The organism is Bariatricus sp. SGI.019, from assembly GCF_050315235.1.
Classification (GTDB): Bacteria; Bacillota; Clostridia; order Lachnospirales; family Lachnospiraceae; genus JAFBIX01.
In genome coordinates this window covers 46,920-69,644 of the sequence record NZ_JBNPOQ010000010.1, presented here as the reverse complement: position 1 = coordinate 69,644, position 22,725 = coordinate 46,920, and the positions used below count along the sequence as shown (strand labels likewise).

Genomic DNA, 22,725 nt, shown 5'->3' with positions numbered 1-22,725 from the left:
AGAATATGTTATACTAAACTATGTATGTAAATATGGAGGAAGAATAATGAATCTGCCTAGTGTGTTTGAAGAAAAGATGAAAGAACTCTTGGGTGAAGAGTTTGATGAATATATTGCCTGCTATGATGAGCCAAGATACTATGGTCTTCGTGTCAATACGGGAAAGATCTCTGTAGAAGAATTTCAAAAAATATGTCCGTTTGAGATTACACCGATTCCGTGGATAGAGAATGGATTTTATTATGACGGGGACCGGATATCTCCTGCCAAGCATCCGTATTATTTTGCTGGATTATATTATCTGCAAGAGCCAAGTGCAATGACACCGGCCAATCGGCTCCCTGTTGAGCCAGGGGACAGAGTTTTGGATGTCTGTGCAGCACCTGGAGGCAAGGCTACAGAATTAGGAGCAAAGCTTCAGGGACAAGGAGTACTTGTCGCGAATGATATCAGTAGCTCCAGAGCGAAAGGCCTTTTGAAAAATATTGAAGTTTTTGGAATTGGAAATGTATTGGTATTGAGCGAGGAACCGGGAAGGCTGGAAGATTATTTCGTAGAATATTTTGATAAAATCCTTATAGATGCTCCGTGTTCTGGAGAAGGAATGTTCCGCAAGGATAAAAAAATGGTAAAAGCCTGGGAAGAACATGGACCAGAATTCTTTAGTAATATTCAGAAAAGTATTATCCTTCAGGCTGCAAGAATGCTAAAACCAGGGGGAATGATGCTCTATTCGACCTGTACGTTCGATAGCCGTGAGAATGAAAGAATTATTGAACAGTTGCTTGAAAAATATCCAGAGTTTCGGATTTTGGATGTTTTACCATACGAAGGATTCTGCCAGGGAATGCCACAGTTTACAGAAGGAAAGATAGAAGATATTAAAAGAACTGTGCGAATTTTTCCTCACAAAATGAAAGGTGAGGGACATTATGTAGCTCTTTTGCAAAGGGGAGACTCATTGCGGGAAAAAGAATTAAAATTAAAAAAGAAGAATGCCAAAAGAATTCCTGAGGATCTGGAAAAGTTTATGAAAGATGTCTTTTGGGAGTTGGATAGCTCACGCCTGGATATTCATGGAGAACGAATCTACTATATGCCGGAAGATCTTCCGGATGTTCGAGGAATTCGTTTTTTACGAACAGGATTGTTGCTCGGGGAGTTGAAAAAAAATCGTTTTGAACCAAGTCAGGCTTTTGCTATGTGCCTGAAAAAAGAAGAGTATGCGCATTGCATTGATCTGGCGGCGCAAGATTGCAGAGTTGCGAGGTATTTAAAGGGAGAAACAGTGGACGTCGAAGATCTGACGGGAACCAGTAAAAAGGGATGGCAGCTTGTATGTGTGGATGGTTATCCGCTTGGATGGGGAAAGCTTACAAATGGAACTCTTAAAAATAAATATTTGCCGGGATGGAGGCTGTGTTGATGATTCGTTTGGATAAGTATATGGCGGATATGGGGGTCGGGACACGCCAGGAAGTAAAAAAATATATTCGTCAGGGAAGAGTGGCTGTAAATGGGAACACTATAAAATCGCCGGAATTAAAAGTGGATGAAACAAAAGACTGTGTTACCCTTGAAAAAGAAGAAATTTCCTATGCTGTTTTCGAATACTATATGTTGAATAAACCGGCTGGGGTCATCTCTGCGACTGAAGATGGGAAGGATAAGACGGTCGTTGAACTGATTCGGGGAAAAAAGAGAAAGGATCTTTTCCCTGTTGGAAGATTGGATAAAGATACAGAGGGACTGATGCTGATCACGAATGATGGGCAGTTATCTCATCGTTTGTTGTCTCCTAAAAAACATGTAGATAAAATCTATTTCGCGAAAGTTTCGGGGAAAGTGACACTGGATGATGTAGAGGCGTTTGCCAGAGGAGTGAATATCGGAACTTGTGAAAAAGAAGAGTGGACAAGACCGGGAAAATTGGAAATACTGAAAAGTGGCGAAGAATCGGAGATATTATTAACGATACAGGAAGGTAAGTACCATCAGGTGAAGCGTATGTTTCAAGCTGTGGGAAAAGAGGTTATCTATCTTAGACGAGAAAGTATGGGACGGCTTCAGCTAGATGAAAACCTAAAACCAGGAGAATATCGGCCGCTTACGGAGAAGGAGTTGGAAGAGATTGCCTACTAAGATGCTTAGAGATGTTGATGCAATTATATTTGATTTAGATGGAACATTGGTAGATTCTATGTGGATCTGGCCATCTATTGATGATGATTATCTGGCAAAATATCATTTGACAAAGCCTGAAAATTTCCATGAAGACATGGAAGGAAAGAGTTATATTGAAGTGGCCCAGTTTTTTCTGGATACATACCCACAGCTGAATTGTACACGAGAGCAGGTTATGGATGAATGGATGGATATGGCGCATGATAAATATATGACACAAGTATTTCTGAAAGAAGGTGTCTATGAATTTATTCTGGAGATGCGAAACCTTGGGAAAAAAATTGGCATTGCCACGAGTAATGATAAAGGGCTTGCAGATGATACACTGGAAGCTTTGAATGTGGCAGAACTGTTTGATGTGGTTCGAAGTGCCTGTGAAGTTTCAGCCGGGAAGCCATCTCCCGATGTATACCTTAGGGTTGCTCAGGAATTAGGTGTAGATCCAAAGCGGTGCCTGGTCTTTGAAGATGTTCCAATGGGAATTCTGGCAGGAAAAAATGCTGGGATGAAAGTATGCGCTGTGGATGATGATTTTTCAAGACCACAAGAAGCAAAAAAACGAGAACTTGCAGATTATTATATATTTAGTTTTGATGAAATAAAAAAAGAAACTTATGAGGTGCTTTAAGAATGGAAAAAGGTTTTTTGCCTATTTGCAGACAGGATATGGAAGCTCGTGGCTGGAAGCAGGTAGATTTCGTCTATGTATCTGGAGATGCATATGTGGATCATCCATCGTTTGGCCATGCAATTATTACACGTGTTCTGGAGGCACATGGATTCAAGATAGGAATCATTGCTCAGCCGGATTGGAAGGATAAATCCAGCATTATGGAATATGGTGAGCCTAGATTAGGATTCCTTGTTTCTGCCGGTAATATGGATTCTATGGTGAATCATTATTCGGTATCCAAGAAACGTAGAAAAACAGATGCATTTACCCCTGGCGGCGTTATGGGAAAGAGGCCCGATTATGCTGCGGTTGTTTATAGTAATCTGATTCGCCAGGTATATAAGAAGACACCGATTATTTTGGGAGGAATTGAAGCAAGCTTAAGACGTCTGGCACATTATGACTACTGGTCTGATCGCTTAAAAAGGTCGGTGCTTTTGGATTCGGGTGCGGACTTGGTGTCTTATGGAATGGGAGAACGATCTATTGTAGAGATTGCTGAGGCGTTGGATAGTGGAATTGATGTCAAAGATATTACATTTATTCCAGGAACTGTTTATAAAGCTAAGAATCTGGATAGTGTATATGATGCGATTACACTTCCTTGTTTTGAAGATTTAAAAGCGGACAAGCTGAACTATGCCCGAAGTTTTTATACACAGTATTGTAATACGGATCCTTTCGTGGGAAAACGTCTGGTAGAGCCTTATGAAGAGCATCTCTATGTGGTTCAGAATCCGCCGGCCAGACCATTGAGCCAGGCAGAAATGGACAGAATTTACAGTTACCCCTATATGCGTACTTACCATCCCTCTTACGAAGCGATGGGAGGGGTTCCGGCAATCTCAGAAGTGAAGTTTAGCCTAATCAGCAATCGTGGATGCTTTGGCGGCTGCAATTTCTGTGCATTGACCTTTCATCAGGGAAGAATTCTGCAGACAAGGAGTCACGAATCACTGCTGGCTGAAGCGAGACAGTTTATCTGGGATAAGGATTTTAAAGGCTATATACACGATGTAGGGGGACCTACAGCGAACTTTCGATATCCTTCTTGTGAAAAGCAGTTGACTCGAGGAGTATGTAAGGAAAAGCAGTGCTTGTTCCCACGTCCATGTCGGAACCTGAAAGCGGATCATCAGGATTATATTCAATTACTAAGAAAATTAAGAGAACTGCCAAATGTTAAAAAAGTATTTATTCGTTCGGGAATTCGATTTGATTATGTGATGGCAGATAAAGATGATACATTTTTTCGAGAATTGTGTGAATTTCATGTAAGTGGACAGTTAAAAGTTGCACCGGAACATGTGTCGGATGCAGTTCTTCAGAAGATGGGAAAACCTGAAAACAGCGTTTATCAGGCTTTTGTAAAAAAATATAAAAAGATTAATCAAGAAATTCACAAAGAACAGTATCTGGTGCCGTATCTGATGTCTTCGCATCCGGGTTCAACGATGAAGGAAGCAATTGAATTAGCAGAATATCTGAGAGATCTTGGGTATATGCCAGAACAGGTGCAGGATTTTTATCCGACTCCGTCGACGATATCTACATGTATGTATTATACGGGCGTGGATCCACGAGATATGAAACCTGTCTACGTGCCGAAAAATCCTCATGAAAAGGCGATGCAGAGAGCCCTTATTCAGTATCGTAATCCAAAGAATTATGATTTGGTACTGGAAGCTTTGAAAAAAGCAGGAAGAATGGATCTGGTCGGGTATGACAAGCATTGCCTGATACGTCCAAGACATTCTGATTTTATTCCGAATCAAAAGAATGACAGGAATCAAAAAGGCAAGCCGAAAAAGAAAAAAGCAATTCGCAATGTTCACAAAAAGAAAACAAAATAATAACAGAGATACAAGGAGATGATTGCAGTGAGAATCGCAATTATAACAGGCGCCTCCTCTGGAATGGGAAGAGAGTTTGCCTGCCAGATTTCGAGATTATATAAGAATCTGGATGAATTATGGGTAGTAGCTAGGAGAACCGAACGTTTAAAAGAGCTTCAGGAACAATTGACGTTTCCAGTCAGAACATTTGACGGCGATCTTCAAAGAGAATATATATTTGAACGAGTGGAAAGAGAATTGGACCGCCATCAGGCAGATATCCGTATGCTTGTGAATGCGGCAGGATATGGTAAGATGGGAAGCTTTGCCAAGGTTGATATAAAAGAACAAAGTGGAATGATTGATTTGAATTGTAAAGCGTTGACAAAAATGATCCAAATCTGTCTGCCCTATTTTTCGAAGGGAAGCAGAATTCTTAATATCGCATCTGCGGCTGCTTTTGCTCCGCAGCCTGGATTTGCTGTTTATGCGGCTTCGAAATCGTATGTGTACAGTTTGTCGCTGGCGTTGAGAACGGAACTGAAAAGTAGGGGCATTTTTGTAACAGCCGTATGTCCGGGACCTGTTGATACAGAATTTTTTGAACGCTCAGGATCTTTGCCAAATTCCTTTAAATCATCTGTGAAAGTGTCTTCTAAAGAAGTGGTAAAACTTGCACTCACGGATTCCGTGAGGAAAAAACCTGTATCTGTCTATGGATACGCAATGAAGAGCGCAAGGGGATTGACGAAACTGCTGCCATATACATGGATAACTGATATTATGGGAGCTGCAAACAAAATAAGTGAAATATAGCAGGGAGTGTACCAAAAGATGAAAATTGAAAAAGGGCATCCGGGATATATCAAAGCACAAAAAACAAAATATCTGATTTGGTCTATTCTAGAATTTGGAATTGTAATTGCAATTTTTGTACTTGGATATGTACAGACAAAAACACGTTTGAATTTATTTACGGTAATTGCGGTTGTAGGCTGCCTTCCGGCAGCAAAGATGTTAGTTGAGTTTATTACAATGGCACCGCATAAGAGTATTGAACCGGAAAAATATCAGGAAATTCATGAGAAAGCTAATCTTCTCACACAAGTTTATGATATGGTCATCACAAGCAGTGAAAAAGTAATGCCGGTTGATGCAATCGTAATCTCAGACCATATAGTATGTGGTTACACGAGTAGCCCTAAGACGGATGAAACAGCACTTGCAAAGCATATCAAAAATATTTTAAAGAATCATCGATATGATAAGATGACGGTGAAAATATTTCATGATTATGTTGCGTTTTTATCGCGGGCAGAGGGAATGAATAATATTGCGGCGGTCGATCAGCCGAACTCAAGGAAGAAAGAACGAGAAATTAAGAATATTATCTTAAATATTTCTATGTAATGTAAGTGTTTCTAAAAAGGACTACTATGAAAGAGATTGTAATAAAACCTAATGAAGCTGGACAAAGACTGGATAAACTATTGAAAAAATACTTAAGTGAGGCACCAGGCAGTTTCATATATAAGATGCTTCGAAAGAAAAATATTGTGCTGAATGGTAAGAAAGCAACGGGAAATGAAAAATTGTCTGTTGGAGACAGTGTGAAGTTATTTTTGGCTGATGAAACAATTCAAAAGTTTTCTTCTCCAGTCCAAAATTCTTCTGTCAATAGAATAGAATCTGTTCCTTTGGATATTGTATATGAAGACAAACAGATACTGCTAATCAATAAGCCTTCTGGTATGTTGTCACAAAGGGCTGAAAAGAGTGATGTTTCTGTAGTAGAATATGTGATATCATATCTTATTAATAAGAAAGAAATCAGCGAAGAGGATCTGAAGACATTCAGGCCTTCTATTTGTAATCGACTGGATCGCAATACCAGCGGATTGATTGTGGCTGGAAAGACACTCATTTGTCTACAGACCATAGGACATCTTTTGAAAGAAAGAACATTGAAAAAGTATTATCTGTGCATTGTAAAAGGAAGAATTCTAAAGCCCAGGCATATTTATGGATATATTCAAAAAGATGAGAGAACGAATAAAGTAACGGTAAGTAAGTCTGGTGATGTTCCGATTGAGACAGAATATGTTCCGATTGCCTGGAATGATTCGATGACATTGCTGCGTGTTCATCTGATTACCGGAAAAACTCATCAGATCCGTGCTCATCTTGCATCTGAAGGACACCCACTTTTGGGAGATTACAAGTATGGAGATTGTGTCTGGAATGATTCTTTTCGGAAAAAGTATAAGGTTACATCTCAGCTGCTGCATGCATATCAGCTTGAATTTCCAGAGCTGACATCTCCGTTTGAAGATGTTTCGAGAAAAACTTATACAGCGAAAGTACCGACAGAATTTTGGAAAGTAATAAAGGAGACAGCATGGCAACATGGAACTCAAGAGGCCTTAGAGGTTCAACATTAGAAGAGATGGTCAATCGGACCAATGAATGGTATCTGGAAAAAGGACTGGCGTTGATGCAGAAGATTCCGACACCAATTACGCCGGTAAAAATGGATAAGGAACATCGTCATATTACGTTGGCATATTTTGATCAGAGAAGTACGATTGATTATATTGGAGCAGTTCAAGGCATCCCTGTGTGTTTTGACGCAAAGGAATGTGTGGCGGATACATTTCCACTGCAGAATATTCATGAGCATCAGATTCAGTTCATGATTAATTTTGAAAAACAGGATGGAATTGCTTTTATATTAATCTATTATTCAGCGAAAAATATTTTATATTATATGCGCCTTGAAGAATTGTTGGTGTTCTGGAAGAGGGCAAAAGAAGGCGGCAGAAAAAGTTTTCGCTTGGAAGAGTTGGATGACCGGTTTTTTATGGAATTTCATCATGGATGTTACGTCCCTTATCTCGACGCAATAAACTTAGATTTGGAACTGAGAGAGGAACTTGACAAAGAGTAGGAAAATGCTTATAATTCAATAAGGTTTTTAACGTGGTAGCATGTTAAAGTGGAAAGATTACAATGATTTTGGAGGAAATATGAAAAAAGTATTGCATACTCCGGAAGGAGTCAGAGATATATACAATGTAGAATGTGGAAAAAGACTTGCGCTGGAAGGACGTCTTAAAAAGGTATTTCACCTCTACGGATACCATGATATCCAGCCACCGACATTTGAATATTTTGATGTGTTTGGAAAAGAGATTGGTACTATTCCATCCAAAGATTTATATAAGTTTTTTGATAAAGACGGGAATACACTTGCACTGCGTCCGGATATCACTCCGTCCATCGCACGTGCAGTTGCAACCTTATTCAAAGAAGAAGAATTGCCGATTCGTCTTTGTTATACCGGAAACACGTTTGTAAACCATTCTAATTATCAGGGCCGTCTGCGTGAGACAACTCAGATGGGTGCTGAGTTAATGGGAGATGATTCTGTTGAGGCAGATGCTGAGATGCTTGCACTGGTCATTGAATCTCTGCTTACGATAGGATTAAAAGAATTTCAGTTAAATGTGGGAAATGTAGACTTCTTTCAGAGCCTGATAGAAGATGCCTGCCTGGATGAAGAAGCAGAAGAGCGTGTCAGAGAATTGATCAATAATCGTAATTACTTTGGAGTAGAAGAATTTCTTGAGAGTATCCAGGTGAAGAGAAGTTCTAAAGAGGCGTTCGCTGCACTAAACGAGTTGGTCGGTGGCGTAGATATTCTCGTTCATGCTAAAAATATTGCACCGAATTCAAAAGGTGTAATGGCAATTCGCCGCCTGGAAAAGATCTATGATACATTAAAGCTATACGGGGTAGAAAAGTTCGTGAACTTTGATTTGAGTATGACAGGTACGTATGGATATTATACAGGCATTATTTTCCGGGGATATACATTCGGAACAGGAGATGCGATTGTAAAAGGTGGACGATATGATCATTTGATTGAAAAGTTCGGCAAGCAATCTCCGTCTATAGGTTTTGCTATTGTACTGGATGAATTGATGAATGCTTTGACTCGCCTGAAAATTCGCATTGTATATACCAGAAAGAATACAATGATCGTATACGATGAAGGAAAACAGAGAGAGGCTATTGCCCTCGCAAAAGATTTCCGAAGAAAGGCAAAGAATGCAGAACTTATTAAGAAAGACAAAGGAAAGCTATTAGAAGATTATGTAGCATATGGAAAAGAATATTATGCCGGCAATCTGATTTACATCAAGAAATCAGGGGAAATTACCATGATTAATCTGGTGACTGGTGAGCATAAGATTGTGAATAGTACAGATAGGAGTTAGTGACAACATGAGATACCTTACATTTGCTTTGGGAAAAGGACGTCTGGCAAAACAGACACTGGAATTATTTGAAAAGATTGGAATTACCTGTGAGGAAATGAAAGATAAAGATTCAAGAAAATTAATCTTTACAAACGAAGAATTAAAACTTCGATTCTTTCTTGCAAAGGGTCCTGATGTTCCTACTTATGTAGAGTATGGTGCAGCTGATATCGGAGTTGTAGGAAAAGATACCATCCTTGAGGAGGGGCGTAAGGTCCACGAGGTGCTTGATCTTGGATATGGAAAGTGCAGAATGTGTGTCTGTGGTTATAAGGATGCAGCACCATTACTTCAACATCATGAGTTGATTCGCGTTGCGACGAAATATCCGAACATTGCTAAGGACTATTTCTATAATACCAAGCATCAGACGGTAGAAATCATTAAGTTAAATGGTTCTATTGAGCTTGCTCCGATTGTAGGATTGTCAGAAGTAATTGTAGATATTGTTGAGACTGGGTCTACCTTGAAGGAAAATGGTCTGGAAGTATTAGAAGAAGTATGTCCTCTGTCTGCAAGAATGATCGTGAATCCAGTGAGCATGCGTATGGAAAGCGACAGAATTAAGTCACTTCTTACAAAGCTTCGTACACAGATACAGATATAGATAATATAGAAAGGATGCGATTGTATGAGAATACAACATTTGGATAAAGATACGAGACAGAATCTTTTGGAAGATCTTTTAAAGAGAAGTCCTAATAATTATGGGCAGTATGAACAGGGAGTCGCTGAGATCTTAGAACGCGTGAAAACAGAAAAAGACCAGGCACTTTTTGATTATACGAAGAAGTTTGATCAAGCAATTATATCTGCTGAGAATATCCGGGTTACAGAAGAAGAGATTCAGGAGGCATATGATCTGGCAGATCCGGCATTGGTCGAAATTATCCGAAAGGCACTGCATAATATTAAGACTTATCATGAGAAGCAGAGACAATACAGTTGGTTTGACAGTAAACCAGATGGGACGATGCTTGGACAGAAGGTAACACCATTACATAGAGTTGGCGTGTATGTGCCGGGCGGGAAAGCTGTGTATCCGTCTTCTGTATTGATGAATATTGTTCCGGCAAAGGTAGCCGGTGTGGATGAAATTATTATGGTGACACCTCCGGGAAGGGATGGTAAAGTTACGCCGAATACTCTGATTGCGGCCTGCGAGGCAGGTGCAGATGCGATCTACAAAGTAGGAGGAGCGCAGGCAATCGGAGCATTAGCCTATGGTACGGAAAGTATTCCAAAAGTAGATAAGATTGTGGGACCTGGCAATATATATGTAGCGTTGGCGAAGAAAGCAGTTTATGGTCATGTCAGTATTGATGCCATTGCAGGACCAAGTGAGATTCTCGTTATTGCAGATGATACGGCCAATCCCAGATATGTTGCAGCGGATCTGCTGTCGCAGGCAGAACATGATGAATTAGCATCTGCAATTCTGGTAACGACAAGCGAAGAATTGGCACAAAAGGTATCGGACGAAGTGGATGAATTCGTAAAAGTATTATCCCGAAAAGAAATTATACAGAAGTCTTTGGATAATTATGGATATATCCTTGTGGCAGATACCATGGAAGAAGTGATTGAGATTGCAAATGATATTGCGTCAGAACATTTGGAGATTCAGACAAAGAATCCTTATGATGTGATGACAAAAATCCGCAATGCCGGAGCGATTTTTATAGGCGAATATTCCAGTGAGCCTCTGGGAGATTATTTTGCTGGACCAAACCATGTCCTTCCTACGAATGGAACTGCAAAATTTTTCTCTCCATTATCAGTGGATGATTTTATCAAAAAATCAAGCATTATTGCATATTCAAGAGAAGCGCTGGAAGAGATCCATGAAGATATTGAGAATTTTGCAAAAGCAGAGCAATTAACTGCGCATGCAAATTCCATCAAGGTTCGTTTTGAATAAGAACAGAGATAAAATAGGAGGCGCGTAATATGGAGCGGACAGCCAGTTGTACAAGAAAAACAAAAGAAACAGATATTATGATAACATTCAATCTGGATGGCACCGGAAAAACAGATATTGATACAGGGGTTGGCTTTTTGAATCATATGCTGGATGGATTTGCCAGACATGGATTATTTGACTTAACTGTAAAGGTAAAAGGTGATCTCGAGGTGGACTGCCATCATACTATTGAAGATACTGGGATTGTGTTAGGACAGGCAATAATGGAAGCAATTGGCGATAAAGTCGGAATTAGGCGTTATGGTCATTTTATCCTTCCAATGGACGAGACCTTGGCATTGTGTGCCGTAGACTTGTCGGGAAGACCATATCTAAGATTTGATTCTGAATTTACGGTCGATTGCATTGGAGATATGGATACTGAAATGATAAAGGAATTCTTTTATGCAGTATCTTATAGTGCCATGATGAATATTCATCTTCGTATTTTAGATGGCGAGAACAATCATCACAAGGCAGAAGCACTGTTTAAAAGTTTCGGAAAAGCTCTGGACATGGCAACGATGGATGAGCCGAGAATACAGGAAGCATGGACAACAAAAGGAAGCCTATAAAAGGAGAAGATAGATATGAATTTTAAAAAATTGATTCCTTGCCTGTTTATTGCGGGAGGAAAAGCTGTAAAATGGTTCGATGACCATACTGTAATTTCAGAAGATGCTGTTGCACTTGCGAAGAGTTATAGTGACAATGGAGCGGATGAATTATTGATATTTGATTTATCAGAATCGGATGAAGAACATGATGAGTCGATAGATTTGATGAAACGTATGAATCGTGTGATTCGTATTCCAATGGTAGCTGGTGGTAATGTAAAGAGACAGGAAGATATTAAGAAAATATTATATGCAGGTGCAAAACGAGCAATGGTCAATTTTTCAAAGCAAGGAAGTGGAAAGCTTCTGGAAGATGCTGCCAAGAGATTTGGTAAGGAAAAACTGGCAGTTTCCTTGCAGGATTTTGATGCATTATTCAAACATCAGCACATTATTCAGGAATGCTGCAGTGAAATTGTATTTATGCATAGATTAGACTTGAATTCTGTTGTTAATGTAACGGATGTTCCATGTGTAATTGTGACGGATACGATGGAAGAAGATGAGTTATTCAAAATCCTGAAATGTTCTGGTGTGAAAGGACTGTCCGGGAAATATGTCAGTCAGACGGATATGGATTTTGATGCATTTAAGACGAAATGTGGAAAAGAAGATATTGCAATGACTTCTTTTGAGAGTATTATGGAATTTTCCCAATTTAAAACCAATGAGCAGGGCTTACTTCCTGTGGTTGTTCAACACTACAAAACACAGGAAGTATTGATGCTGGCTTATATGAATGAAGAAGCGTTTAATCAGACGATTAAGACAGGTAAGATGACCTATTTTAGCAGGAGTAGACAACAGCTTTGGGTCAAAGGTGAGACAAGTGGACATTTTCAGTATGTAAAGTCTCTGACAATTGACTGCGATTATGATACATTGCTTGCAAAGGTAGATCAGGTTGGTGTGGCGTGTCATACAGGAAATCCAACATGCTTTTTCCAGCCGCTTGCAGGAACGGATTATGATGAGACCAATCCGTTAAAGGTATTTGAGTCGGTATATGCTACTATTGTCGACCGAAAAATGAATCCAAAAGAGGGTTCTTATACGAATTATCTGTTTGACAAAGGAATTGATAAGATTCTGAAGAAAGTAGGAGAAGAAGCTACAGAAGTTGTTATTGCGGCAAAGAATCCGAATCCGGAAGAGGTAAAGTATGAATTATCGGATTTCCTCTACCATGCCATGGTATTAATGGTAGAAAAAGGAATTACCTGGGAAGATATTATCAAAGAATTGGCTGAACGCTAGTGTCTGAAGATGAATAGAAAGGATTTCTGAATCATATAGTTTATCGGGGTGATATTCTTGAATGATTCAGAAAAGCGTAGAAGGCAATTATTGGAGCAGACGAGGGAACTTTATAGTGACCGTAGATCAATACCGGCCGTTCATCCTCGTTATGGAATGGCATATCGAGAAATATATGGAGAAGACCAGATACCTGTACGGGGGACACTTGGGTTGCGTGCATTTCTATGTTTTATGCTTTTTGCGGTGTTTGTAACTATGAAGACCCAGGAAAAGGAAGTGTTGAATGTAGACAGCGATCGCATTGTGGAAGAAATTACTTATGATCTGGATGTGGCAGAAGTATGGAAAAACCTATAACTTGACACTGTTTATTGAAATTGATATAATACTCGTAATGAGAAGATAAAGCGTTGATTATAGTAAAATCAACGCTTTTCGTATGTTGAGGAGGTTTTTATATGTTAAAAGTATGGATTGTAGGTTCGAACGGGCAGCTTGGAACTGCAATTAACGATGTGATTGATCCTTTGGAAATGGAAGTGTTTAACACAGATAAAGAAGAATTGGACATCACTAAGACAGACGAAGTACTTAGTTTCGGAGAGATCAATCGTCCAGATGTCATTATTAACTGTTCTGGAGTTACGGATGTCGATCTGTGTGAGAGGGAACCGGAACTGGCATATAGAGTCAATGCACTGGGTGCGAGAAACTTGAGTATCGTGGCACGTAAGGTGGGTGCGAAGATGGTACAGCTGTCCACAGATGATGTGTTCGATGGACTGAGTAAGACTCCTTATAGTGAGTTTGATGACACCAATCCCAAGACTGTGTATGGGCGTTCGAAAAGAGCTGGCGAGAATTATGTAAAAGAGTTCACACACAAGCATTTTATTGTTCGAAGTAATTGGGTCTATGGAAGAGGGAATAATTTTGTGACCAGAGTCCTTGCAGCTGCTGAGGAAGGGAAGGTACTATCTGTAGCATCAGATCAGTTTGGTTCTCCGACAAGTGCCAAGGATCTTGCAAGAATTATTCTATATCTGATTCAGACCAACGAATATGGAACATATCATGCTACTTGCAAAGGTGTATGTAATCGATATGAATTTGCGCTGGAGATATTGAGACTTGCAGGTAAGAATGCAGAATTAAAAACCGTTCCTACCAATGAATCTGATCTTTCTTCTGCCAGACCGGCATATGCAGTGCTTGATAATTTTATCCTTAGGATCATAGATGTTTATGAGATGCCGGATTGGAAGGATTCATTAAAGGAATATATGAATGAGGTGGTGTAATATGAAAAAAGCAAAAGAAAAGAAAAAGATAGGGCTTACAACGAAGATATTTATTTCGTTGATCTTGGGAGCAATATTTGGAATTATATTATGTTATATGGTACCATCCAGCCATATAAAAGATGACATAATTGTAGAAGGAATATTATATGTAATTGGACAAGGCTTCATTCGTCTGATGAAGATGCTGGTTGTTCCTTTGGTATTCTGTTCTCTGGTATGTGGAAGTATGTCTATCGGTGATACGAAGAAATTAGGAACTGTCGGTGTGCGTACTTTGGTTTTTTATCTCTTTACAACAGCCCTTGCTGTTACGGTAGCACTTTCTGTTGGAAATATTATTAATCCAGGTGTTGGATTGGATATGAGTGCGGTTCAGTCCAATGCGGCGGATGTGCAGAGCATGGAAGCTACAAGCCTTACGGATACATTATTGAATATTATTCCTGATAATCCGATCAATTCACTTGCGAATGGAAATATGCTACAGATTATTGTGTTTGCGTTGATTGTAGGTATTATTCTTGCAAAATTAGGAGAGCGCACAGAGACCGTCGGTAACTTCTTCAGTCAGTTCAATGATATTATGATGGAAATGACTATGATGGTCATGAGTCTGGCACCAATAGGGGTGTTTTGCCTGATTTCCAGAACTTTTGCGAATATTGGTTTCAGCGCATTTGTTCCACTGGCGAAATATATGATAGGTGTATTGATTGCTCTTGCAATTCAGTGTTTCGTAGTATATATGGCGCTATTGAAAGTATTTACCGGGCTGAATCCGATTATATTCATTAAGAATTTCTTCCCTGTCATGGCATTTGCGTTTTCAACGGCAACATCTAATGCGACGATCCCAATGTCCATTGACACTTTGAGCAAAAAGATGGGTGTGTCTAAGAAGATTTCTTCATTCACGATTCCTCTTGGTGCTACGATCAATATGGATGGAACAGCAATTATGCAAGGTGTGGCAGTTGTTTTTGCGGCACAGGCATTTGGGATTCATCTTAGTTTGACAGATTATCTAACGGTTATTGGTACTGCAACTCTGGCATCTATTGGAACAGCGGGTGTTCCAAGTGTTGGCCTTGTTACACTGACAATGGTATTTAACTCCGTAGGACTTCCGGTAGAAGCAATCGGTCTTATCATGGGTATTGACCGTATTCTGGATATGACCAGAACTGCTGTTAACATTACAGGTGATGCAGTATGTACAACGATTGTTGCTAATCAAAATAAAGCTTTAGATCGAGAAGTATTTAACAATTCTGGGAAAGAGTCGAGAAAACAGAAAGAAATGGGAAGCGATGTAAAGTAATAATATAATTAGGGAACGATCAGCTATGATAGTTGGTCGTTTTTCTTTGCTTATATATGAAAAACCGAATATCGTTTTTGACATATCTGATTTGTTATAGTACAATTTGAAGAAGTGAGCAGATAGATGGTCAGAGTTTATGTTAATTTTATGATAATGAGGTGTTAATTAGTGAGAAAACTGGCGTTAAGTGATGATATTTTAATGAAAATAGAAAAACCAGCACGTTATATCGGAGGAGAAGTAAACTCCGTGATGAAATCTAAAGAAAACATAGATATTAGATTTGCGATGTGTTTCCCAGACGTCTATGAGATTGGAATGTCTCATCTGGGAATACAGATATTGTATGATATGTTTAACCGAAGAGAGGACATATGGTGTGAGCGAGTCTATTCCCCCTGGATGGATCTGGATCAAATCATGCGAGAGGAGCATATCCCACTTTTCGCCTTAGAATCACAGGATCCAATCAAAGAATTTGATTTTCTGGGAATTACGATTCAGTATGAAATGTGTTATACAAACATTCTTCAGGTACTGGATCTTAGCGGGATTCCATTAAAATCCAGTGAACGTACGGAGGATGATCCGATTATAATTGGGGGAGGACCTTGTACTTATAATCCAGAACCGCTTGCCGAATTTTTTGATATGTTCTATATCGGTGAAGGTGAGACCGTATATTATGAATTGATGGATCTTTATAAAGAAAACAAGAAAAATGGTGGCTCTAAAAAGAACTACCTCGAAAAAGCTGCGGAAATAGAAGGTGTCTATATCCCGGCATTTTATGATGTAGAATATAAAGAGGATGGGACGATTGCTTCATTTATTCCGAATAATTCACACGCAAAAGAGAAGATTCACAAGCAGATGGTATTAGATGTGACCGAAACGTTTTATCCACAGGCTCCTGTAGTTCCATTCATTAAAGCGACACAGGACAGAGTGGTATTAGAGATTCAGCGGGGATGTATCCGGGGCTGTCGGTTTTGTCAGGCTGGTATGTTGTATCGCCCGACACGAGAACGTGATGTTGAGATGCTCAAGCAATGTGCATACGATATGCTAAAAAATACCGGACATGAAGAGATATCATTAAGCTCTTTAAGTTCCAGTGATTATAGTCAGTTAAAAGAACTCGTTACTTTTTTGATAGATGAATTTAAAGATCAGGGAATCAATATCTCTTTGCCTTCTCTTAGAATCGATGCATTTTCTCTGGATGTAATGGGGAAGGTTCAGGATATTCGTAAGAGCAGTCTGACATTTGCGCCAGAGGCTGGCTCTCAGCGTATGAGAGATGTAATCAACAAAGGTCTTACAGAAGAAATTATTCTGGATGGTGCCGGACAGGCATTTGAAGGTGGATGGAATAAGGTCAAGCTTTATTTCATGTTGGGACTTCCGACGGAGACAGAAGAGGACATGAAAGAGATCCCAAGGCTTGCAGATAAGATTGCAAGACGTTATTATGAGATTCCTAAGGATCAACGTAATGGAAAGTGTCAGATAACGACAAGTACTTCTTTCTTTATTCCAAAGCCTTTTACTCCTTTTCAATGGGCGAGAATGTATACGAATGAGGAATACATTGCCAGAGCAGCAGTTGTAAAACATGAATTTCAAGAGCAATTAAACCGTAAGAGCTTAAAGTATCACTGGCATGATGCGGAAGTTACAGTATTGGAAGGTGTATTTGCCCGTGGAGACAGGAGAGTCAGTAAAGTGCTCTTGGAAGCCTATCAGTCAGGATGTATCTACGATTCCTGGAGTGAGACTTTTGATAACGAAAAGTGGATGAAAGCATTTGAAAATACGGGAATTGATATAGGGTTCTATAACTTAAGAGAACGCGATGAATCCGAGATCTTCCCATGGGATTTTATTGATATCGGAGTAACCAAAGCATTTTTGAGAAGAGAATGGGAACGTGCAATGAGGGGGGAAACCACACCGAATTGTAGGATCCAGTGCTCTGGTTGTGGAGCGGCAACATACGGAGGAGGTGTCTGTTTTGAAGGCAAGAATTAAATTTCGAAAATATGGGATTATGAAGTTTATAGGTCATCTGGATGTTATGCGATTCTTTCAGAAGGTTATGCGGCGGGCGGATATTCCTATCGCTTTCACTGGCGGGTACAGCCCGCATATGATTATGTCTTTTGCGCAGCCTCTGGGTGTAGGAATTACCAGTGATGGTGAGTATCTGGATATCGAATTAAAGGAACCGATTGATTCAAAAGAGGCTGTACGCAGAATGAATCAGGTTATGGTAGAGGGGATTGAAATCGTAAGCTTTCGACAGATCCCGGATGATAAGAAATATAGTGGTATGACTATTGTTGATGCTGCCGATTATAAAGTGACACTTTTGGAGTCTTTTAAGTCGTCTGATGTCATGCTACCTGTTCCGCAGGATTGGTCAGAAAAGGTTGATTCCTTTATGGCCCAACCACAAATTGTTGTATGGAAGAAAACAAAACGTAGTGAAAAAGAAGTAGATATCAAACCGATGATCTATAAAATGCAGGTGTCAGAAGATAATATATATCTTTTATTAGCTACAGGAAGCGAACAGAATCTGAAGCCGAATCTTGTTATGGAAGCTTTTTTGTCATATATTGGGGAGAATCCAGAAGAAGTGCCGCTTCATTTTCATCGATTGGAAGTATATGCTGAGAATTCGGATACTTCATCAGAAGAGGCTTTTGTTTCGCTGGAATCATTAGGAACAGATATCATATTAGGAGTTGAATCTTATGAGTAAAAAAGAAGTAAAGACTAATGCAATGCGTATGTTAGATCGTCAAAAGATTCCTTATGAATATGAGGAATATGAATGTGATGAGTTTACAGATGGAATCCAGGTGGCAGATAAATTGGGATATGATCATTCGCTTGTATATAAGACCCTGGTGACAACGGGGAAGACAGGACAGCATTATGTATTTGTAATTCCGATTGAAGAAGAGATTGATTTTAAGAAAGCAGCTAAAGTTGTCGGTGAAAAATCTTTGGAAATGCTTCATCTGAAGGATTTGACAAAAGTTACAGGCTATGTGCGTGGAGGATGTACGGCAATTGGTATGAAAAAGCAATTTCCAACGGTTATTCAGGAATCAGCAGAAGCATTAGAGTATATGCATGTAAGTGGGGGAAAACTTGGAATGCAGATTAAGTTAAGACCTGCTGATTTGCAAAAAGCATCAAATGCTACATTTGCAGATGTTGTTCAGTATTAAATTTCATGAAGATAGTCCATTGCAGATGTCTGGAAAATGATGTAATATATGGAAAGAGTATAAGTAAAACCAGTAGAAAAAGCAGTTTGGAGGATTACAGAAAAGATGAAGAAGGTTGTAAAATTTGGTGGAAGTTCGTTGGCAAGTGCCGAGCAGTTTAAAAAAGTTGGCAGAATTATCCGGAAGGAAGAAAGTAGAAAATACGTTGTTCCTTCAGCACCTGGAAAACGTACGCCAGATGATACAAAGGTTACGGATATGTTATATAGTTGTTATGGGATTGCTATTTTAGACCATGATGAATATGAAGAAGAAGTAGAAAAGCAGCTATTGGCAATTAAGGCACGTTATGATGAGATTATCCAGGGCCTTGGTCTGTCGATTAGTCTGGACGATGAATTTAAGACGATCCGTACCAACTTCAGCCGTAAGATCGGAAGAGATTATGCTGCATCAAGAGGTGAATATTTAAATGGTATCGTTATGGCAGCATATTTGGGATATGAATTTATTGATGCTGCAGATGTAATTAAATTTGATGAAGATGGCAATTTTGACAGTGAAAAAACGGATGCAATTCTTTCTGCGAGACTTGCCAAGACAGAACGTGCTGTTATTCCGGGTTTCTATGGATCTATGCCAGACGGAAGAATTAAAACATTTTCAAGAGGCGGATCAGATGTTACAGGTTCGATTGTTGCAAAAGCTGTTCACGCAGAGATGTATGAAAACTGGACAGATGTATCAGGTTTTCTGATTGCAGATCCGAGGGTTGTAAAGAATCCAAAATCGATCGATGTGATTACATATCGGGAATTGCGAGAATTGTCTTATATGGGAGCATCTGTTTTGCATGAAGATGCGATTTTCCCAGTTCGAAAGGAAGGAATTCCTATTAATATACGTAATACAAATGCACCAGAGGATAAAGGAACATTAATTGTCGAAGACACTTGCAGAAAGCCAAGATTCGTAATCACAGGAGTTGCCGGTAAGAAAGACTTTGCCTCTATTACGGTAGAAAAGGCAATGATGAACTCGGAAGTAGGATTCTGTAAAAAAGTGTTGGAAGTTTTTGAAGAAAATGATATCTCTATTGAGCATATGCCTTCTGGAATTGACACAATGACAATTTTTGTTCATCAGGATGAATTTGAAGAGAAAGAGCAGAAAGTTATTGCGGGTATTCACAGAGCTGTAGAGCCGGATTTTCTCGAGTTAGAATCCGATCTTGCTTTGATTGCTGTTGTAGGAAGAGGTATGCGTGCGACTAGGGGAACCTCTGGAAGAATATTCTCTGCGTTGGCACATGCAAATGTGAATGTAAAAATGATTGATCAGGGGTCCAGTGAATTGAATATTATCATTGGTGTAAGAAACCATGATTTCAGTGTTGCAATTAATGCGATTTATGACATATTTGTTAATACAATGATTTAACTTATAAAGACTTGGGGAGGTCTTCATCATGAATATTTTGTTTTTTATTAAGCCTAAAAGCGAACTGGCGTATATTTATGACTACCATACTCTGCGGCAGGCGCTGGAGATCATGGAATACCACAAGTATTCTTCTGTACCGATCTTAAATAAAGAGGGGAAATATGTAGGGTCTATTACTGAAGGTGATCTTTTGTGGTCTTTGAAAAAGTGGAATATATTGAATTTGAAAGATGCAGAAGATATTAGTATTATGAAAGTCGAGCGCAGACTTGACTATCAATGTGTGACTGCAAAATCCAATATGGAAGATTTGATCGGTAAAGCTATGGAACAGAATTTTGTCCCGGTTGTGGATGATCAGGGACATTTTATTGGAATTATAACAAGACGTGATATCATTGGATATTGCTATGATAAGATGAAAGAATGTGAGGATTAGATGATTATTGATTTTCATACACATATGTTTCCAGATAAGATAGCGAAAGGAACCATAGAATTTTTACAAAATGTCTGTCAGATCAGACCATTTACAGACGGCACTTATCATGGGTTGCTGGAATCAACAGAAGAAGCTGGTATTGATATCTCAGTGGCACTTCCGGCAGTTACGAAAGTATCGCAGATTGAATCGGTCAATCGGTTCGCAGCGAAGTATCTGGAAGGATCGGTTATTTCTTTTGGAGGTATTCATCCTGCAAGTATTAATTATAAGGAACAGCTTCGCGAAATCAATTCTATGGGAATGAAAGGAATAAAACTGCATCCAGATTATCAGGATATGTATTTTAATGATATATGTTTCAAAAGATTAATTTCTTATGCATCTGAGCTGGGATTTATTATTGTTGTACATGCAGGTGTAGATCCGAAGTGTCCAGAAGATGTTCACTGTACACCACAGATGGCTTGCGAGGTATTAAAAGAAGTAGAACCTGAAAAGATGATTCTTGCCCATATGGGTGGAAATGAACTGTGGGATGATGTGGAGGATTATCTGGTCGGTCAAGATGTGTATTTTGATACTGGAGTAGTGTTAGATCGTATGCCAGAAGAACAGTTTGTTCGGATCGTGAGAAATCATGGCGCAGATAAAATATTATTTGCAACGGATTCACCGTGGGGAGGGCAGAAGGAATTTGTAGAAATCCTATCTAATATGCCGTTGACAGAAGAAGAAAAAGAAATGATATTTTCTAAAAATGCCTGCAAATTGTTAAATTTATAAAGAGAGTATCTTTAAGGAGAATCTATGAAGAAAACTGCTCCATTTTTTGTTTTACTTGCGTCTGTCCTCTGGGGATCTATGGGAATAGTTACTCGATATATTGCAGATATCGGTTTCCATACTCGTCAGATAACGGCTGTCAGAATCTGTGTTTCAACGATTGTTTTAGCAATATTTCTATTGCTTACAGATCGTAAGAAATTAAAAATTGAAAAAAAAGATATTCAATGGTTCTTGGGAACAGGGATCGGAAGTCTGTTTGTCAATAACCTGGCATATGCAGAGACTGTACAGAGGGCATCTCTTTCTGTAGCAGTGGTCTTATTATATACGGCTCCTTTTTTTGTTATGATTTTATCATTAGTATTTTTTAAGGAAAAGATAACGTTTCAGAAGATTGTTGCATTACTGATGTCATTTGTCGGCTGTGTTCTGGTTGTCGGACTGTCCGATACGGGTCTGGGAGAACACAAGATGATCACATTATTCATTGGTCTTTGTTCAGGGCTAGGATATTCTCTCTATACAATCCTTGGAAAAGCAATAATGGATAAATATGATTCGCTTACCTTGACATTTTATACATTTTTATTTGCATCTTTTGCAACGCTGATCATATGTGAACCAGTTGACACAATTCGCTTAATATCGGACCATCTTTCCAAAATGCCATTGGTGATTGTAGGGAGTGTGGTAACACTGGCATTTCCATATATCTTTTATTCCATTGGACTTAAATATATGGAGAGCAGCAAAGCTCCGATCATAGCTTCTTTTGAAGTAGTCGCAGCCAGTCTTTTGGGGGTTCTCTTGTATCAGGAGACGTTGAATATCTACAATATATTCGGGATTATTCTAGTAGTAAGTGCATTGATATTTTTGCAAATAAATTTTCATAAGAATACTTGATTTTTGAAAAATCATATGCTATTATATACCAGTATGCCGCACAACGAGGTTTAAAAGTCCGTAACGGACACCGTAGTTGGCGAGTAATGATAATAGGAGGTGCCATATGTACGCAATTATAGCAACAGGTGGTAAACAGTACAAAGTAGCCGAAGGCGATATCATTAAAGTAGAAAAACTTGGTGTAGAAGCTGGTGAAACTTATACATTTGACCAGGTGCTTGCAGTAAGTGACAACGAATTAAAAGTTGGTAATCCAACCGTTGAAGGAGCAACAGTAGAAGCTTCTGTTGTAGAGAACGGCAAAGCTAAGAAAGTCATCGTTTACAAGTATAAGAGAAAAACTGGATACCATAAGAAAAACGGTCACAGACAGCAGTATACAGCAGTAAAGATTGACAAAATCAATGCTTAATTT

At 39.1% G+C, this 22,725-nt stretch carries 24 protein-coding genes; all 24 read left to right on the top strand.

Annotated elements, in window-relative coordinates:
- Positions 1–46: 46 nt before the first annotated feature.
- The 24 genes from ACQRD1_RS08010 (at position 47) to rplU (ending at position 22,722) form a co-directional block, all read left to right on the top strand.
- A complete protein-coding gene (locus ACQRD1_RS08010) occupies positions 47–1,426 on the top strand; it encodes an RsmF rRNA methyltransferase first C-terminal domain-containing protein (RefSeq protein WP_235231495.1) in 1,380 nt (459 codons plus the stop codon).
- Positions 1,426–2,142: a pseudouridine synthase gene (locus ACQRD1_RS08005; protein WP_235231494.1), complete on the top strand. Its 717-nt coding sequence runs from the start codon at positions 1,426–1,428 to the stop codon at positions 2,140–2,142. The genes ACQRD1_RS08010 and ACQRD1_RS08005 overlap by 1 nt, the downstream gene beginning before the upstream one ends.
- A gap of 1 nt (position 2,143) precedes the next feature.
- On the top strand, positions 2,144–2,812 hold the full coding sequence (locus ACQRD1_RS08000) for an HAD family hydrolase (protein ID WP_235231554.1): 669 nt from the start codon (positions 2,144–2,146) through the stop codon (positions 2,810–2,812).
- A gap of 2 nt (positions 2,813–2,814) precedes the next feature.
- Positions 2,815–4,710 carry a YgiQ family radical SAM protein gene (locus tag ACQRD1_RS07995; RefSeq protein WP_235231493.1) on the top strand — a complete coding sequence of 632 codons (1,896 nt, stop codon included), beginning with the start codon at positions 2,815–2,817 and terminating at the stop codon, positions 4,708–4,710.
- Between the two features lie 18 nt (positions 4,711–4,728).
- The gene (locus tag ACQRD1_RS07990) at positions 4,729–5,508 is read left to right on the top strand and encodes an SDR family NAD(P)-dependent oxidoreductase (protein WP_235231492.1); all 780 of its coding nucleotides are present in this window, start codon (positions 4,729–4,731) and stop codon (positions 5,506–5,508) included.
- Between the two features lie 18 nt (positions 5,509–5,526).
- Complete coding sequence (locus tag ACQRD1_RS07985) at positions 5,527–6,102, top strand: hypothetical protein (RefSeq protein WP_235231491.1); 576 nt, start codon at positions 5,527–5,529, stop codon at positions 6,100–6,102.
- A 26-nt stretch (positions 6,103–6,128) separates the two neighbouring features.
- A complete protein-coding gene (locus ACQRD1_RS07980; RefSeq protein WP_235231490.1) occupies positions 6,129–7,133 on the top strand; it encodes an RluA family pseudouridine synthase in 1,005 nt (334 codons plus the stop codon).
- On the top strand, positions 7,091–7,639 hold the full coding sequence (locus ACQRD1_RS07975; RefSeq protein WP_235231489.1) for a Holliday junction resolvase RecU: 549 nt from the start codon (positions 7,091–7,093) through the stop codon (positions 7,637–7,639). Before ACQRD1_RS07980 ends, ACQRD1_RS07975 begins: the two co-directional genes overlap by 43 nt.
- A gap of 79 nt (positions 7,640–7,718) precedes the next feature.
- The gene (gene hisZ / locus ACQRD1_RS07970; RefSeq protein ID WP_235231488.1) at positions 7,719–8,972 is read left to right on the top strand and encodes an ATP phosphoribosyltransferase regulatory subunit; all 1,254 of its coding nucleotides are present in this window, start codon (positions 7,719–7,721) and stop codon (positions 8,970–8,972) included.
- A 7-nt stretch (positions 8,973–8,979) separates the two neighbouring features.
- On the top strand, positions 8,980–9,621 hold the full coding sequence (gene hisG / locus ACQRD1_RS07965) for an ATP phosphoribosyltransferase (protein ID WP_235231487.1): 642 nt from the start codon (positions 8,980–8,982) through the stop codon (positions 9,619–9,621).
- Positions 9,622–9,645: 24 nt separating this feature from the next.
- Positions 9,646–10,935 carry a histidinol dehydrogenase gene (hisD, locus tag ACQRD1_RS07960; RefSeq protein ID WP_235231486.1) on the top strand — a complete coding sequence of 430 codons (1,290 nt, stop codon included), beginning with the start codon at positions 9,646–9,648 and terminating at the stop codon, positions 10,933–10,935.
- A gap of 29 nt (positions 10,936–10,964) precedes the next feature.
- Positions 10,965–11,552 (top strand): imidazoleglycerol-phosphate dehydratase HisB, encoded by a 588-nt coding sequence (gene hisB, locus ACQRD1_RS07955; RefSeq protein WP_235231485.1) that lies wholly within the window; start codon positions 10,965–10,967, stop codon positions 11,550–11,552.
- Between the two features lie 15 nt (positions 11,553–11,567).
- Positions 11,568–12,851 (top strand): bifunctional phosphoribosyl-AMP cyclohydrolase/phosphoribosyl-ATP diphosphatase HisIE, encoded by a 1,284-nt coding sequence (hisIE, locus tag ACQRD1_RS07950; protein WP_235231484.1) that lies wholly within the window; start codon positions 11,568–11,570, stop codon positions 12,849–12,851.
- Positions 12,852–12,941: 90 nt separating this feature from the next.
- Positions 12,942–13,211, top strand: a complete 270-nt coding sequence (locus ACQRD1_RS07945) for a hypothetical protein (RefSeq protein WP_328282581.1) — start codon at positions 12,942–12,944, stop codon at positions 13,209–13,211.
- A 101-nt stretch (positions 13,212–13,312) separates the two neighbouring features.
- Entirely contained in the window at positions 13,313–14,155 is an 843-nt protein-coding gene (rfbD, locus tag ACQRD1_RS07940; RefSeq protein WP_235231482.1) for a dTDP-4-dehydrorhamnose reductase, read from the top strand.
- A 1-nt stretch (position 14,156) separates the two neighbouring features.
- Entirely contained in the window at positions 14,157–15,479 is a 1,323-nt protein-coding gene (locus tag ACQRD1_RS07935; RefSeq protein ID WP_235231481.1) for a dicarboxylate/amino acid:cation symporter, read from the top strand.
- A 171-nt stretch (positions 15,480–15,650) separates the two neighbouring features.
- Positions 15,651–17,516, top strand: a complete 1,866-nt coding sequence (locus ACQRD1_RS07930) for a TIGR03960 family B12-binding radical SAM protein (RefSeq protein ID WP_235231480.1) — start codon at positions 15,651–15,653, stop codon at positions 17,514–17,516.
- Positions 17,500–18,252, top strand: a complete 753-nt coding sequence (locus tag ACQRD1_RS07925; RefSeq protein WP_235231479.1) for a TIGR03936 family radical SAM-associated protein — start codon at positions 17,500–17,502, stop codon at positions 18,250–18,252. Before ACQRD1_RS07930 ends, ACQRD1_RS07925 begins: the two co-directional genes overlap by 17 nt.
- Positions 18,245–18,727 (top strand): Cys-tRNA(Pro) deacylase, encoded by a 483-nt coding sequence (gene ybaK / locus ACQRD1_RS07920; protein ID WP_235231478.1) that lies wholly within the window; start codon positions 18,245–18,247, stop codon positions 18,725–18,727. Before ACQRD1_RS07925 ends, ybaK begins: the two co-directional genes overlap by 8 nt.
- Positions 18,728–18,832: 105 nt before the next feature.
- The gene (locus tag ACQRD1_RS07915; protein WP_235231477.1) at positions 18,833–20,167 is read left to right on the top strand and encodes an aspartate kinase; all 1,335 of its coding nucleotides are present in this window, start codon (positions 18,833–18,835) and stop codon (positions 20,165–20,167) included.
- Positions 20,168–20,195: 28 nt separating this feature from the next.
- On the top strand, positions 20,196–20,609 hold the full coding sequence (locus ACQRD1_RS07910; RefSeq protein ID WP_235231476.1) for a CBS domain-containing protein: 414 nt from the start codon (positions 20,196–20,198) through the stop codon (positions 20,607–20,609).
- Positions 20,610–21,398 (top strand): amidohydrolase family protein, encoded by a 789-nt coding sequence (locus tag ACQRD1_RS07905; protein WP_235231475.1) that lies wholly within the window; start codon positions 20,610–20,612, stop codon positions 21,396–21,398. It begins immediately after the preceding gene.
- 24 nt (positions 21,399–21,422) lie between these two features.
- Positions 21,423–22,307 carry a DMT family transporter gene (locus tag ACQRD1_RS07900; protein ID WP_235231474.1) on the top strand — a complete coding sequence of 295 codons (885 nt, stop codon included), beginning with the start codon at positions 21,423–21,425 and terminating at the stop codon, positions 22,305–22,307.
- A gap of 106 nt (positions 22,308–22,413) precedes the next feature.
- On the top strand, positions 22,414–22,722 hold the full coding sequence (gene rplU, locus ACQRD1_RS07895; RefSeq protein WP_235231473.1) for a 50S ribosomal protein L21: 309 nt from the start codon (positions 22,414–22,416) through the stop codon (positions 22,720–22,722).
- Positions 22,723–22,725: the final 3 nt, after the last annotated feature.